The organism is Bradyrhizobium sp. AUGA SZCCT0431, assembly GCF_018131065.1.
GTDB lineage: Bacteria > Pseudomonadota > Alphaproteobacteria > Rhizobiales > Xanthobacteraceae > Bradyrhizobium.
In genome coordinates, this window is sequence record NZ_JAFCLR010000008.1 from 208,750 (window position 1) to 223,159 (window position 14,410).

At 63.6% G+C, this 14,410-nt stretch carries 12 protein-coding genes; 7 read left to right on the top strand and 5 right to left on the bottom strand.

Features of this window, described 5'->3' with window-relative positions; all coding sequences use genetic code 11:
* Positions 1-93 precede the first annotated feature (93 nt).
* The 4 genes from JQ567_RS10140 (at position 94) to JQ567_RS10155 (ending at position 7,330) form a co-directional block, all read left to right on the top strand.
* Entirely contained in the window at positions 94-1,884 is a 1,791-nt protein-coding gene (locus JQ567_RS10140; protein ID WP_212438670.1) for an acyl-CoA dehydrogenase C-terminal domain-containing protein, read from the top strand.
* A 264-nt stretch (positions 1,885-2,148) separates the two neighbouring features.
* Positions 2,149-3,357 carry an acetyl-CoA C-acetyltransferase gene (locus tag JQ567_RS10145; RefSeq protein ID WP_212438671.1) on the top strand — a complete coding sequence of 403 codons (1,209 nt, stop codon included), beginning with the start codon at positions 2,149-2,151 and terminating at the stop codon, positions 3,355-3,357.
* 173 nt (positions 3,358-3,530) lie between these two features.
* Positions 3,531-5,747: a 3-hydroxyacyl-CoA dehydrogenase NAD-binding domain-containing protein gene (locus tag JQ567_RS10150; RefSeq protein WP_212438672.1), complete on the top strand. Its 2,217-nt coding sequence runs from the start codon at positions 3,531-3,533 to the stop codon at positions 5,745-5,747.
* A 350-nt stretch (positions 5,748-6,097) separates the two neighbouring features.
* Positions 6,098-7,330 carry an FAD-binding oxidoreductase gene (locus JQ567_RS10155; RefSeq protein ID WP_212438673.1) on the top strand — a complete coding sequence of 411 codons (1,233 nt, stop codon included), beginning with the start codon at positions 6,098-6,100 and terminating at the stop codon, positions 7,328-7,330.
* 207 nt (positions 7,331-7,537) lie between these two features.
* Here the strand turns inward: JQ567_RS10155 and gstA are convergent, their stop codons facing one another.
* Positions 7,538-8,152, bottom strand: a complete 615-nt coding sequence (gene gstA / locus JQ567_RS10160) for a glutathione transferase GstA (protein WP_212438674.1) — start codon at positions 8,150-8,152, stop codon at positions 7,538-7,540.
* A 147-nt stretch (positions 8,153-8,299) separates the two neighbouring features.
* Here gstA and JQ567_RS10165 point away from each other — a divergent pair, with 147 nt between their 5' ends.
* The 3 genes from JQ567_RS10165 to JQ567_RS10175 all read left to right on the top strand — a co-directional run bounded on the left by JQ567_RS10165 (position 8,300) and on the right by JQ567_RS10175 (position 11,015).
* Complete coding sequence (locus JQ567_RS10165) at positions 8,300-8,788, top strand: MarR family winged helix-turn-helix transcriptional regulator (protein ID WP_212211267.1); 489 nt, start codon at positions 8,300-8,302, stop codon at positions 8,786-8,788.
* 96 nt (positions 8,789-8,884) lie between these two features.
* Complete coding sequence (locus JQ567_RS10170; RefSeq protein WP_212438675.1) at positions 8,885-10,255, top strand: glutamate--cysteine ligase; 1,371 nt, start codon at positions 8,885-8,887, stop codon at positions 10,253-10,255.
* Positions 10,256-10,460: 205 nt separating this feature from the next.
* A complete protein-coding gene (locus JQ567_RS10175; protein WP_212438676.1) occupies positions 10,461-11,015 on the top strand; it encodes a PAN domain-containing protein in 555 nt (184 codons plus the stop codon).
* Between the two features lie 97 nt (positions 11,016-11,112).
* Here JQ567_RS10175 and JQ567_RS10180 read toward each other — a convergent pair whose 3' ends face one another.
* The 4 genes from JQ567_RS10180 to tldD form a co-directional block, all read right to left on the bottom strand.
* Positions 11,113-11,718 (bottom strand): nucleotidyltransferase family protein, encoded by a 606-nt coding sequence (locus JQ567_RS10180; protein ID WP_212438677.1) that lies wholly within the window; start codon positions 11,716-11,718, stop codon positions 11,113-11,115.
* 99 nt (positions 11,719-11,817) lie between these two features.
* Positions 11,818-12,156, bottom strand: a complete 339-nt coding sequence (locus JQ567_RS10185) for an MmcQ/YjbR family DNA-binding protein (RefSeq protein ID WP_212438678.1) — start codon at positions 12,154-12,156, stop codon at positions 11,818-11,820.
* Between the two features lie 6 nt (positions 12,157-12,162).
* Positions 12,163-12,933, bottom strand: a complete 771-nt coding sequence (gene lepB, locus JQ567_RS10190; protein WP_312017377.1) for a signal peptidase I — start codon at positions 12,931-12,933, stop codon at positions 12,163-12,165.
* Positions 12,933-14,360, bottom strand: a complete 1,428-nt coding sequence (gene tldD / locus JQ567_RS10195) for a metalloprotease TldD (protein WP_212438679.1) — start codon at positions 14,358-14,360, stop codon at positions 12,933-12,935. Before tldD ends, lepB begins: the two co-directional genes overlap by 1 nt.
* Between the last annotated feature and the right edge of the window lie 50 nt (positions 14,361-14,410).

Genomic DNA, 14,410 nt, shown 5'->3' on the forward strand with positions numbered 1-14,410 from the left:
GGTCCGTCTCTGAAATCCGAAGCGCCTGCTGGCTTGCCGACTTTCACCTGAAACGTAATCAGCCAATTCATTCTGCCCTGCCGGGAGAACACCATGCCGACTTACAAAGCCCCCGTTGAAGACGTCACGTTTCTGCTCAACGATGTGTTCCAGATCGACCGCTACGACAATCTCCCGGGTTTTACCGACGCTTCCGCGGATGTCCGCGAAGCGATCCTCGGTGAAGCGGCCAAGCTTTCCGAAGAAGTGCTGCAGCCGCTCAACCGCGTCGGTGATCTCCAGGGCTGCGTCCGCCATGATGACGGCCGCGTCACCACGCCGAAAGGTTTCAAGGAAGCCTTCAAGCAGGTCGCCGAAGGCGGCTGGCTCGGGCTGTCGGCACCTTCGGAATATGGCGGGCAGGGGCTGCCGGTCACGCTGAGCCAGGTCGTGACCGAATTCCAGAGCTCGGCCAACATGGCGTTTTCGATGTATGGCGGCCTGACCATGGGCGCGACCGCGGCATTGATGGTGCACGGCAAGCCCGAACAGAAGAACATGTTCGTGCCGAAGATGGTGGCGGGCGAGTGGACCGGCACCATGAACCTCACCGAGCCGCAATGCGGCACCGATCTCGGCCTGCTCCGCACCAAGGCGGTCAAGCAGGCCGATGGCAGCTACAAGATTACGGGCACCAAGATCTTCATCTCGGCCGGCGAGCACGATCTCGCCGACAACATTATCCATCTGGTGCTGGCGCGCATCGAAGGCGCGCCCGCGGGCATCAAGGGCGTCTCGCTGTTCGTGGTGCCGAAGGTGCTGGTCAATGCCGACGGTTCGCTCGGCGCACGCAATGGCGTGTCCTGCGGTTCGATCGAGCACAAGATGGGCATTCACGGCAATTCCACCTGCGTGATGAACTATGACGGCGCCACCGGCTGGCTGATCGGCGAAGAGAACAAGGGCATGCAGGGCATGTTCGTGATGATGAACGAGGCCCGCCTCGGCGTCGCGGTGCAGGGCCTCGCACAGTCAGAGGTCGCCTATCAGAACGCGGTCAATTATGCGCGCGAGCGCCTGCAGGGCCGGTCGCTGACGGGCGCCAAAGATCCGGACAAGCCGGCCGATCCGATCATCGTGCATCCCGACGTGCGCCGCGTGCTGCTGACGATCCGCGCCTTCAACGAGGCTGCCCGCGCGATGGTGGTGTGGACCGCGCTGAAGAGCGACGTCGCCCACCGCTCCTCCGACCCGAAGGATCGCCAGGAAGCCGACGACCACATGGGCCTGATGACGCCGGTCATGAAGGGCGTGATGACCGATGTCGGTTTCTCGAATTCGGTGCTGGCGCAGCAGATGTATGGCGGCCACGGCTATATCGCCGAACACGGCATGGAGCAGTTCGTGCGCGATGCGCGCATCGCCATGCTCTATGAAGGCGCCAACGGCATTCAGGCGCTCGATCTCGTCGGGCGCAAACTGCCGCGCGACGGCGGCCGCGCCGTGATGGCGTTCTTCGGCGAGGTCGGGGCCTTCGCCAAGGAGCACGGCGCCGACGAGGCGATGAAGCCGTTCGTGACGCCGCTCTCGACCGCGCTCGGCCACCTGCAGCAGGCCACCGGCTGGCTGATGCAGAACGCGCTCACCAAGCCGGACAATGCCGGCGCCGCCGCCACCGACTACATGCAATTGTTCGGCCTCGTCACCTTTGCCTATATGTGGGCGCGGATGGCCAAGGTGGCGCAGGACAAGATTGCGTCCTCTGGCGCCACGCCCTATCTGACCACCAAGCTGGTGACCGGCCGCTTCTTCATGGAGCGGATGCTGCCGGAAACGACGGTGCACCTTGCGCGCATCCAGACCGGCTGCGCGACCACCATGGAATTGGCGGCGGAAGCGTTTTGACAGGTCATTACGAGCCAACGCGTCGCGAGAAGGCGGCCACACATTCAGTTGTCATCGCCCGGCTTGACCGGGCGACCCAGTATTCCAGAGACGTCGATGATAGAACCGAAAAGCCGCGGCGTACTGGATCACCCGCCTTCGCGGGTGACGACAGCTGTGTGTGCGGCCACACCATCCACGTCATCGCAATGACGGACCGCACGATCTGACTGTTCTGAAATTCGTCTCGCTCGATCAGAGCCTGCACCGAAACGGGAGAAAACCATGCCTGAGGCATATATCTACGATCACGTTCGCACCCCGCGCGGCCGCGGCAAGGCCGACGGCTCGCTGCATGAAGTGACCGCGCTGGCGCTCGCCACCGTGCCGCTGCAGGCGCTGAAGGAGCGCAACAATCTCGCCGTCGACGTCGTCGACGACGTCGTGCTCGGCGTGGTCGATCCGGTCGGCGAGGCCGGAAGCGACATCGCGCGATTTGCAGCGCTCAAGGCCGGCCTCGGCCAGGCCGTCCCCGGCGTCCAGATCAGCCGCTTCTGTGCTTCCGGCCTCGACGCCGTGAATTTTGCCGCCGCCCAGGTCATGGCCGGCCAGCATGATCTCGTGATCGGCGGCGGCGCCGAATCCATGAGCCGCGTCGGCATCGGCGCTTCCGGCGGCGCCTGGCCGATGGATCCCTCGATGGCGGTGCCGGCCTATTTCATGCCGCAGGGCGTCTCGGCCGACCTGATCGCCACCAAATACGGCTTTTCGCGCGACGACGTCGACGCCTACGCGGTGCAGAGCCAGCAGCGCGCCGCCAAAGCCTGGGAAGAGGGCCGCTTCAAGAACTCCGTGGTGCCGGTGAAGGACATCAACGGCCTCACCATCCTCGCCAAGGATGAGCATATGCGCCCCTCAACGACGATGCAGTCGCTCGGCCAGTTGCAGCCATCGTTCGTGGCGATGGGCCAGATGGGCGGCTTCGATGCGGTGGCGATCCAGTCGCATCCCGAAGTCGAGCGCATCAACTACGTGCATCACGCCGGCAACTCCTCCGGCATCGTCGACGGCGCGGGCGCCGTGCTGCTCGGCAGCAAGGAAGCGGGCGCCAAGCACGGCCTGAAGGCGCGCGCGAAGATCCGCGCCTTTGCCAATATCGGCTCGGAGCCCGCGATGATGCTGACCGGCCCGGTCGACGTCACCGAAAAGCTGTTCGAGCGCTCCGGCATGAAGAAGTCGGACATCGACCTGTTCGAACTCAACGAGGCCTTCGCCTCGGTGGTGCTGCGCTACATGCAGGCCTTCGACATCGACAGCTCCAGGATCAACGTCAATGGCGGCGCGATCGCGCTCGGCCATCCCCTGGGCGCGACCGGTGCGATGATCCTCGGCACCGTGCTCGATGAACTCGAGCGCACCAACAAGTCGACCGCGCTGGTGACGCTGTGCATCGGCGGCGGCATGGGCACCGCGACCATCATCGAGCGGGTTTGATTTTTTCCCTCTCCCCTTGTGGGAGAGGGTGGCGCCTCACGCAGTGAGGCGACGGGTGAGGGGTTCTCTCCGCGGAGAGATATCTCTCATTGGATAGAGACCCCTCATCCGGCGCGCTTTGCGCGCCACCTTCTCCCACAAGGGGAGAAGGAAGAAGCAATCGGGAGCAACACATGGCCTTCAAGAATTTCAAGCTGGAAACCGACGCCGACGGCATCGTGCTCGTCACCTGGGACACGCCCGGCCGTTCGATGAACGTGCTCGACGAAACCTCGGCCACCGAACTCGAGGAGATCGTCAAGCAGACCACCGCCGACGCCGCCGTCAAGGGCGTCGTCATCACCTCGGGCAAGGAAGCGCTGTGCGCCGGCGCTGACCTGTCGATGCTCGAAGGCATGGCCCATCAATATGCCGATCTGCTCAAGGCCAAGGGCGAAGAGGCCGCCAACCAGATGCTGTTCGACCAGAGCCGCCGCTTCTCGCAGGTGTATCGCAACATCGAAATTTCAGGGAAGCCGTGGGTCGCCGCGATCAATGGCCTCGCGCTCGGCGGCGGTTTTGAACTGACGCTGGCCTGCCACTACCGCGTCGCCGCCGACAATCCCAAGACCCGGCTCGGCCTGCCCGAAGTGAAGGTCGGCCTGTTCCCCGGCGCCGGCGGCACCCAGCGCGTGCCGCGTATCGTGCAGCCTGCCGATGCGATGCAGCTGCTGCTCAAGGGCGAGGCGATCAACCTGACCCGAGCGAAGGCCCTTAATCTCATTCATGCGATCGTCCCGGCCGCCGACATGATCAAGGCGGCGAAGGACTGGATCAAGGGCGGCGGCAAGGCCGTCGCGCCCTGGGACGAAAAGGGCTTCAAGCTTCCCGGCGGCCCGGTGTTCTCCAAGGCGGGCATGCAGATGTTCCCGGCGGGCAACGCGATCTACCGCCGCGAGACCTACGACAATTATCCGGCGGCGCGCGCCATCATGAGCTGCGTCTATGAAGGCCTGCAGTTGCCGATCGACGCGGCGCTCCGTGTTGAATCACGCTACTTCACGCAGATCCTGCGCTCCAATGAAGCCGCCGCGATGATTCGCAGCCTGTTCCTGTCGATGCAGGAGCTGAACAAGGGTGCACGCCGCCCGCAGAACGTGCCGCCGACCAAGGTGAAAAAGCTCGCCGTGATCGGCGCCGGCTTCATGGGCGCCAGCGTCGGCTACGTCTCGGCGCGTGCCGGCATCGACGTCGTCTTGATCGACCGCGACCAGGCCAGCGCCGACAAGGGCAAGGGCCACGCCCAGACCGTGATCGACGATCTCATCAAGAAGGGCCGCGCCAAGGAAAGCGACCGCGACGCCGTGATGTCGCGCATCAGCGCCACCGCCGACTATGGCGTGCTGAAAGACTGCGACCTTGTCATCGAGGCCGTGTTCGAGGATCGCAAGGTCAAGGCCGAAACCTACGCCAAGGCGCAGCCGCTCCTGAAGGATGGCGCGATCTTCGCCTCGAACACCTCGACGCTGCCGATCAACTCGCTGGCCGAGGAATTCAAGGACCAGGGCAAGTTCATCGGTATCCACTTCTTCTCGCCGGTCGAGAAGATGATGCTGGTCGAGATCATCGTCGGCAAGAACACCGGCGACGCCGCGCTTGCCACCGCGCTGGATTACACGCGGATGATCGGCAAGACGCCCATTGTCGTCAACGACAGCAGAGGCTTCTACGCCAACCGCTGCGTCGGCCGCTACATCGCCGAAGGCAACGAGATGTTCCTCGAAGGCGTGCCGCCGGCGATGATCGAGAACTGCGCCAAGATGGCCGGCATGCCGGTCGGCCCGCTGTCGCTGTCAGATGAAGTGGCGCTCGACCTCGGGCTCAAGGTGATGAAGGCGACCGAGGCTGATCTCGGGCCGAACTCCATCAACCCCGATCAGAAGAAGCTGATGGTGGAACTGGTGGAGAAGCAGGGCCGTCTCGGCCGCAAGAACAGCAAGGGCTTTTACGACTATCCCGAGAAGGGCAAGGGCCAGAAGAGCCTGTGGACCGGACTTGCCGATCTGCAGCCGAAGAAGCTCGATCCTGACACGCTCGACATCGAGGAACTGAAGCAGCGTTTTCTCGTCGTGCAGGCGGTGGAAGCCGCGCGCACGGTGGAGGATCACGTCATCACCGACATGCGCGAGGCCGACGTCGGCTCGATCCTCGGCTTCGGTTTTGCGCCGTTCACCGGCGGCACGCTGTCCTATATCGACTTCATGGGCACCAGGAAGTTCGTCGAACTCTGCCACAAACTCGAAGCCAAATACGGCTCCCGCTTCACGCCGCCGAAATTGCTTGAGGACATGGCGGCCAAGGGCGAGACGTTCTATGGCCGCTTCCCGCCGAAGAAGCAGGCGGCGGCGTAACACAAATCCATCGTCGTCCCGGCCTTGAGCCGGGACCCATACGCCGTGTCCTATGGAATTGGCACAACGGCAGCTACCTTCTTTCACCACGCGCATTCGTGGTTATGGGTCCCGGCTCAAGGCCGGGACGACATGTTGAAAGATCTGAGCAGAACAAACAAAGGGCCGGATCATCGATCCGGCCCTTTGTTCTTTGAACAGAGTTTTCAGCGGGCTTCGAGTTAGGCAGGGCCACCATCCGCAATTCCGCCTACTGCCCCGCCGCGATTTGATGTAGCTGGTCCCGGAGATTGGCGGAGGTGGAGCCTGGTCCTGACCGGTCCCGGGCCCATGCAAGGGTGATGGTCGCAATGCCAAGTGTTATCGTTCTCGGCGCCGGAATGGTTGGGGTCGCAACCGCGCTGCAGTTACAGCGCCGCGGCTGGTCGGTCGTGCTGCTTGATCGCAATCCGCCCGGCCGCGAGACCAGCTACGGCAACGCCGGCTTCATCCAGAGCGAAGCGGTGCGCCCCTATCCGATGCCGCGCGATCTTGCGACGCTGGCGGCGATCGCAACAGGGCGCGCCAACGATGTCCATTACCGCGCAAAATGGCTGCCGCGGCATCTTGGTCCTTTGCTGCGGTACTGGTGGCATTCCGCTCCGGATCGGCACCATCGCATATCGCAGGCCTACGCGCGGATCATCGCACGGGCGACAAGCGAGCATGACGTGCTGATCCGGGAAGCCGGCGCGGACAATCTGGTGCAGCGAAGCGGCTATCATTCCCTGCGCCGCACCCAGGCTGCGCTGGATGAAGTGGCGCTGCTCGCCGAGACGCTGGCGGCTGAATTCGGTGTGCGATCGGAAATTATCAGCCCGGCACAGCTTGCCGCGGCCGAACCCGGGCTTAACGAGACCGGGGCGGGGGCTATTCACTGGCGCGACCCATGGACGGTCTCGGACCCGGGCGGGCTTGTATCGGCCTATGCCGATCTGTTCACGCGCGCAGGCGGCACCTTCGTCAACGGGGATGCGACCACGTTGGCGCCGAGTGCTGCCGGCTGGACGGTTCAGTCGGATGATGGCCCGATCGACGCCGAGGCGGCCGTGGTGTCGCTGGGTCCGTGGTCTCCCGATCTATTGCAAAAGTTTGACTATCGTTTTCCGATGCTGCGCAAGCGTGGCTACCATCGGCATTTCAGCGGCGGCGGCAGGCTCAATCTGCCACTGCACGACCCCGAATTCGCATACGCCATGGCGCCGATGGCGAAGGGATTGCGGATTACGTCGGGCGCCGAATTGATGGGACCGGAAAGGTCGTCGCAGTCGCGCCAGCTCGAACGGGCGGAGCAGGCGGCGCGGCGGCTTGTCGATCTCGGCACCGCGGTGGAGGCCGAACCCTGGAGCGGGGTCCGCCCCTGCATGCCCGACATGCTGCCGGTGGTGGGGGCTGCACCGAAGCACAAAGGCCTGTGGATGCATTTCGGGCATGGTCATCACGGCCACACCCTTGGCCCCACCACAGGCCGCCTGCTCGCCGAGATGATGAGCGGCGAGGCGACATTTACCGACGCATCGGCGTTCAGTCCTGCACGATACTGATGGGTTCTTGACGAAAATCTATCGTCGTCCCGGCGAAGGCCGGGACCCATAGCCACGTCGCTTATTGTTGCGGGTGTCGTCAGCGGAAATGTCTCATTGATAGATCACGCGGTATGGGTCCCGGCCTTCGCCGGGACGACGCGGTGTAAAACAAAGAGGGCCGGATCATCGATCCGGCCCTCAAACCTTATCGTACTCCGAAAAAACTCACGCCGCCTTGACCAGGCCTTCCTTGGTCAACGCTTCCTGCACCTTCGGGCGTGCGCCGACGCGGGCCTTGTAGGCCATCAGGTTGGAGAGATCAGCGAGATCCCATTTCATCCGTTCGGCCCATGACAGCATCGTGAACATGTAGCCGTCGGCCACAGAAAACTGCTTGCCCATCAGGTAGTCTTTCCCGGCGAGCTCGCCATCGACATATCTAAACTTGCCCATCACCCGGTCCTTGAAGAAGGCCTTGGCGTCATCGGAGAGCACCGGGCTGAACTGCGGGCCGATGTTCTTGTGCAGTTCACTGTTGATATAGGTGAGCCAGGCCTGCAACTTGTAGCGATCGGCATGGTCGCGGGTGGGGGCAAGATTCTTGTCCGCGGCTTTATCGGCGATCATCTGGACGATGACCGGGCCTTCGGTGACCAGTTCGCCGGAATCCAGCGCCAGCGCCGGGACCTGGCCCTTCGGATTGACCGTCAGATAGTCGTCGCCGTTTTCCAGCTTCTTGGCGCGCAAATCGACCTTGACCAGATCGTAGGGGAGACCGGCCTCCAGAAGCGCGATATGGGGAGACAGCGAGCAGGCGCCTGGCGAATAGTACAATTTCATTGGATTTTCTCCCGTTGGAAATCTTGGCTTGAGGCCGCGGAACGACTAAATGCATCTGCATGTAATAGTCAAGATTGATGCAGCTGCATTTAGTGCGGTACACTAACCTGTGACAGACACGGACCTGTGACGGATACGGACCAGACCATGAAACGCAAACCATCGACCGAGGCGACCAACGCCTGGATCCGCCTGATGCGGGTGCAGAGCCGGGTGCTCGACGCCGTCGAGCAGGATTTGAAGAAGGCGGGCTTCCCGCCGCTCGCCTGGTATGACGCGCTGCTGGAATTGTCGCGCGCGCCGTCCGGCGAGATGCGCCCCGTGGAGCTGGAGAAGCAGATGCTGATCCCGCAATACTCGACCTCGCGCCTGATCGACCGTCTGGTCGATGAGGGGCTGGCGGCGCGGCGCGAATGCAAGATCGACAAGCGTGGTCAGTTCGTCGAAATCACCGAGACGGGACGCGAGCTGCAGAAGAAAATGTGGAGCGCCTATTCCGCGGCGATCGAAAAACACGTCGGCTCCAAACTGTCCGACACCGACGCCATCAAGCTCTGCGGTCTGCTCGACCGGCTGGGGTGTTCCTGCAGCGAGGTCAGGGCGGCCGCCGTGCGAGACGGCGTTCCCGCCCGATGATACGCCTTCATCTTATCGTTTTTGCGGACAACGCTGTCCGCAATGCTCCCTGCCACACGGCGCGTTCGGTCGAATCGCCAAAGATCCGGATTTTTTATGGCGCGTGACCAAATCGATATGACGCCGTTGCAATCGCGCGACGAACTCGTGGCGTGGCTGGCGGCCGGCGTGAAGCCGCCGTCGGAATTCCGCATCGGCACCGAACACGAGAAGACCCCGTTCACGCTCGAGGGCTATCACCCCGTGCCATACGAAGGCGCGCGCGGCATCGGCGCGCTGCTGGAGGGCATGCAGCTTCTGCTCGGCTGGGAGCCGATCATGGAGCACGGCAACATCATCGGGCTGTATGACGTCACCGGTGGCGGCGCGATTTCGCTGGAGCCGGGCGGGCAGTTCGAATTGTCGGGCGCGCCGGTCGAGACCGTGCACCAGACCCAGGCGGAGCTGATGGCGCATCTGGCGCAGGTGCGCGAGATCGCGGCGCCTTTGGGGATCGGCTTTCTCGGCCTCGGCATGACGCCGTCATGGTCGCGGTCGCAAATCCCTGTGATGCCCAAGGGCCGCTACAAGATCATGACCAATTACATGCCGAAGGTCGGCCAATACGGCCTCGACATGATGTACCGGACCTGCACCGTGCAGACCAATCTCGACTTCTCGTCCGAAGCCGACATGGTCAAGAAATTGCGGGTATCGGTGGCGTTGCAGCCGATCGCGACCGCCTTGTTCGCCAATTCGCCGTTCACCGAGGGTAAGCCCAACGGCTTCCTGTCATTCCGCTCCGAAATCTGGCGCGATACCGATAATGCGCGTTCCGGCATGATCCCGTGGGCGTTCGAGGACGGCATGGGTTTTGAGCGCTGGGTCGACTATGCGCTCGACGTTCCCATGTATTTCGTCAAGCGCGGCGACAGCTATATCGACGTGTCAGGCTCGTCGTTCCGCGCCTTTTTCGACGGCAGGAACAATTCCTTGCCCGGCGAGCGGCCGACGCTGTCGGACTGGGCCAATCATCTCTCGACGATTTTCCCGGAAGTACGGTTGAAACGTTATCTGGAAATGCGCGGCGCCGATGGCGTGCCGTGGGGCCGTTTGCCGGCGCTGCCGGCGTTCTGGGTCGGCCTCTTGTACGACGACACGACGCTGGACGCGGCATGGGATCTCGTGAAGCACTGGACGGCGGCGGAGCGTCAGGCGCTGCGCGACGACGTGCCGCGCTTCGGCTTCAAGGCCCGGATCCGCGACCGCTATCTGTTCGAAATCGCGCGAGAATGCGTGAAGCTGTCGCATGCCGGCTTGCGGCGGCGCAGCCGCATTGATCACCTCGGCCGTGACGAAAGCCGTCACCTCGAGCCGCTGGAGCGGATCCTCGAATCCGGACGCACACCGGCCGAAGAGATGCTGGAGAAATTCAACGGCGCCTGGGGCGGCTCGGTGGAACCGGCCTACAAGGAATACGCTTTCTAACGCACGATCCGGTAAAGCATGCCCCGCACTTGATGCGGGGTGGGTGCCGGTTTTTCCGAAAAAGATCATGCGCAAACAAAAGGATAGAGCGTGATGGGATCATCACGCTCCGTTCGTTGCCGCGTTTGTGGGCCGTTCATCCGCCGTACAGGTTGATGCCGCTCCAATGGCAATCTTCGGAACGCGCGCATTCGAAAGCAATCACATGGGGATAGGCCGCCTGCTCAGGGCGTGGTTGGTGACGCTCGCCTTTTTGGCGGCGGCAGCACCCGCACGCCCAGCCGCGGCGCAGGCCAATTTCGACCGCCCCGGCGGCGATTATCTGAACTCGCCGGTGATCTCGGGCGATCCGGCCGACTGCGCGCTGGTGTGCGAACGCGACAAGCGTTGCCGGTCGTGGAGCTTCAACTATCCGACCGACCTGACCAGCGGCGCGGTGTGCTGGCTCAAGAGCAACGTCCCGGCGCGCGTCCAGGACAGTTGCTGCGTCTCCGGCGTGCGCGGCGCCGGCGTGGTCGAGCCGAGGAACAGCGCGATCGAAACCTCGATCGACCGCTTCGGCGGCGACTACAGGAATTTCGACGTCAAGAGCAAGGACGGCGACGACGCCTGCAAGGCCGCCTGCACCGCCGACAACAAGTGCCGGGCCTGGACCTATGCGCGGCCGGGCTATGCCGGCACGGAAGGCCATTGCTTCCTGAAAAAAGACATCAAGCCGCCGCGGCGCAAGGCCGGGTTTACCTCAGGCGTGGTGCGGTAGCTTTTTGTCGCCCCGGCCTTGAGCCGGGGCCCATAACCACCGCTGTTGATTTTGCGATGAGCTGGAGCTCCATCGTGCTCACCACAAGCATTTGTGGTTATGGGTCCCGGCGTTCGCCGGGACGACGATCGAGTGAATCCTCCGCCGCCAGTACCGTGACCTCCGGCCACAGCGCCTTCCATCGCGCCGCCTTCACCGCATAATTCTCGGGCGAAAAATTCGGGCCCGGATTGGGCCGCACGATCAGGCCGGCGGCATCGTCGAAACCGTCGGGTGCATAGACGTCGTAGCCATTGCGCGTGCGGCGGATGCCGATCTGCGTATTCCTGGTCAGAAACCGATCGATGCCTTCGGTCGAGCAGCGCAGCGGCGGGTAGGGCAGGCCATGCTTTTCGCCGTACCAGAGATGAACGCGCGCCTGGTTGCGCGCCTCGACCTTGGCGTCGAGGTTGCCGAGCGCGCCGTGCAGCCTGCGGATCACGGCGTCCTCGGCCGCCCAGGATGTATCGGGATCGAAATAGAACACGTCGTAATCGTTGATGCCGTAATCGACATCGCGCCCGGTCAGTAAGTTCCATACCGTCTGCACCAGGCATCCCGACACAATCCAGGCATCCGGCAGCGCCAGCTCGAACAGTTTTTCGGCGATGATTTTATTGGCGGGATTGCGCAGCGCAAGGTTGAGGAATTGGTCTTGGGTCATGGGCGCTCTTTCCACGTCATTGCGAGCGAAGCGAAGCAATCCATAGCGCCGCAAAGAAAGTATGGATCGCTTCGCTACGCTCGCAATGACGGGATTATCCTATGATTCGTCGTACGCCTTCACCGCCTTTTTCGACGCCAGCGTGCGCCAGTGCCGGCGCAGCAGCGGCTCGACGGTGGCGCGCCTGGCCTTCGAGAGGCGGATCAGCACGATAGGATAATCGCGGTAGTGGTCGGTGAAGTAAAAAATCGCCGGCTGGCTTTCGACCAGCATCTCGCGCTCGTCATGGGGGACGCCGAACACGACAAGACTGTCATGGTCTTCGCGGAGCCGCGCCAGCAGCTTCTTGCGCACCTTCAGCGCCGGCGTGCCGTAGGACGTGCCGTCCTCGACCTCGTCCCACAGCAGCGCGAACGTCCGGACGTCGTCGTAGGTCACGCTTTCTCAATGCACCGACGTGAAAAACCGCGCCATGCGAAAGCCGGACATCCAGGTCCACACCGGCTGGCTGCGGATGCCGAGATCCCACGAGCCGACCACGGCGTCGGCACGGCCGATCAAATTGTCGATCGGCAACAGGCCGACACCGCCGTCGCGCACGGCGACGCGGCTGTCGGCGGAATTGTCCCTGTTGTCGCCGAGCACGAACAGTTTTCCCGTCGGCACCGTTACCTCTGGCGTGTTGTCGAGCCGGCCGTTGTCACGCATCTTGAAGATTGCATGTGCCACGCCGTTCGGCAGCGTCTCGACATAGCGATAGGCCTTTTCGCTGCCGCCGCGGTCGTCTTCGGCTTCACCCACGCCATCCGGCTTCAAAGTCGCAGCATGGTCGTTGATGAAGAGCTGGCCCTGCCGCATCTGGATGCGGTCGCCGGGCAGCCCGACCACGCGCTTGACCCATGCCTGCGAGCGGTCGCCGGGCCAGCGGAACACGACGACGTCGCCGCGCTTGGGCGTCTCGCCGAACAGGCGGCCGGTTTCCGGCAGCGTGATCTGGATCGGCAGCGACGCCGCGCCGTAGCCATAGGGGAATTTGGACGCCAGCAGCGCGTCGCCGATCAGGAGCGTCGGCTCCATCGAACCGGACGGTACGTAAAACGGTTCGGCCAAGGCGCCCTTGGCGACGAACACCACCATCACGATGGCCGCGACCTGGGCGATCTGCGCGCGCCAGCTCGAAGGTTTGGCAACCGCAGTTTCGTTCTCGCTGGTCACTAGCCGGTTCCTCCGACCGTAATGCGCTCCATCCGCAGCGTCGGCTGGCCGACGCCAACCGGCACGCCCTGGCCGTTCTTGCCGCAGGTGCCGATCCCGGTATCGAGCGAGAGGTCGTTGCCGACCATGGTGATGCGATGCAGGTCGGTCGGGCCGTTGCCGATCAGCATCGCGCCCTTCAGCGGCGCGCCGATCTTGCCGTTCTCGATCTTGTAGGCCTCGGTGCACTGGAACACATATTTGCCCGAGGTGATGTCGACCTGGCCGCCGCCGAAATTCGCGGCGTAGATGCCGTTCTTCACTGAGGCCAGGATTTCCGCGGGGTCGCGCCCACCCGACAGCATGTAGGTGTTGGTCATGCGCGGCATCGGCACATGGGCGTAGCTCTGGCGCCGTCCGTTGCCCGTCGGCTTCATGTTCATCAGCCGGGCGTTCTGGCGGTCCTGCATGTAGCCGACCAGAATGCCGTCCTCGATCAGCACGGTGCGGTTGGTCGGCGTGCCCTCGTCGTCGATCGACAGCGAGCCGCGCCGCGAGGCCATGGTGCCGTCATCGACCACGGTGACGCCCTTGGCGGCGACCTGCTTGCCCATCAGGCCTGCGAAAGCCGAGGTCTGCTTGCGGTTGAAATCGCCCTCGAGCCCGTGGCCGACCGCTTCATGCAGCATGACGCCGGGCCAGCCGGCCCCCAGCACCACGTCCATTTCGCCGGCGGGGGCGGGAACCGAGTCCAGATTGACCAGGGCTTCGCGGATCGCGCCGTCGGCGGCATCGCGCCAGGCCTTGGTCTCGATGAAGCGCGCATAGCCCTCGCGGCCGCCATAGCCCTTGCTGCCGCTTTCCTGCCGGTCGCCCTGGCCGGCAACCACGGAAACATTGACCCGCACCAGGGGGCGGATGTCGCGGTAGCTTTCGCCGTCGGGCCGCAGGATTTCCACCACCTGCCAGGTGGCGCTGAGGCTGGCCGTCACCTGCCGCACCCGCGGGTCCTTGTCGCGCACATAGGCGTCGATTTCGGCGAGCAGCTTCACCTTGGCTTCAAAACCCGGCGCATCCAGCGGATTGTCGTCGCCATAGAGTCTCACATTGGTGTGAGCGGGGGCGGCGGCAAAATTGCCGGAATAGCCGCCGCGGACCGCGGCGACCGCGTCGGCGGCGCGGATCAGCGCCGGCAGCGAGACGTCGGAGGAATGCGCGTAACCGACCGCGTCGTCCTTGACCGCACGCAGGCCAAAACCCTGCGAAGTGTCGTAGGTCGCCTGCTTCAGCCTTCCATTGTCGAACATCAGCGCTTCGGTCTGGCCATATTCCAGGAACAATTCGCCGTCGTCGGCGCCTTCGAGCCCGCGCGCGATTTCCCGGCGGACGGAATCGCGGTCGAGGTTGGCGCGGTCGATCAGGGAGGTTGTAGCGGGGGAGTTGGTCATTACATTCAGTCCGTTGTCGGAGGGGCGCAACCAAGATAGTTGTTTCCCGT

Coding starts and splice junctions, on each gene's coding strand:
- JQ567_RS10140 (WP_212438670.1), top strand. CDS start 94: ATGCCGACTTACAAAGCCCCCGTTGAAGACGTCACGTTTCTGCTCAAC.
- JQ567_RS10145 (WP_212438671.1), top strand. CDS start 2,149: ATGCCTGAGGCATATATCTACGATCACGTTCGCACCCCGCGCGGCCGC.
- JQ567_RS10150 (WP_212438672.1), top strand. CDS start 3,531: ATGGCCTTCAAGAATTTCAAGCTGGAAACCGACGCCGACGGCATCGTG.
- JQ567_RS10155 (WP_212438673.1), top strand. CDS start 6,098: ATGCCAAGTGTTATCGTTCTCGGCGCCGGAATGGTTGGGGTCGCAACC.
- gstA (WP_212438674.1), bottom strand. CDS start 8,152: ATGAAATTGTACTATTCGCCAGGCGCCTGCTCGCTGTCTCCCCATATC.
- JQ567_RS10165 (WP_212211267.1), top strand. CDS start 8,300: ATGAAACGCAAACCATCGACCGAGGCGACCAACGCCTGGATCCGCCTG.
- JQ567_RS10170 (WP_212438675.1), top strand. CDS start 8,885: ATGGCGCGTGACCAAATCGATATGACGCCGTTGCAATCGCGCGACGAA.
- JQ567_RS10175 (WP_212438676.1), top strand. CDS start 10,461: ATGGGGATAGGCCGCCTGCTCAGGGCGTGGTTGGTGACGCTCGCCTTT.
- JQ567_RS10180 (WP_212438677.1), bottom strand. CDS start 11,718: ATGACCCAAGACCAATTCCTCAACCTTGCGCTGCGCAATCCCGCCAAT.
- tldD (WP_212438679.1), bottom strand. CDS start 14,360: ATGACCAACTCCCCCGCTACAACCTCCCTGATCGACCGCGCCAACCTC.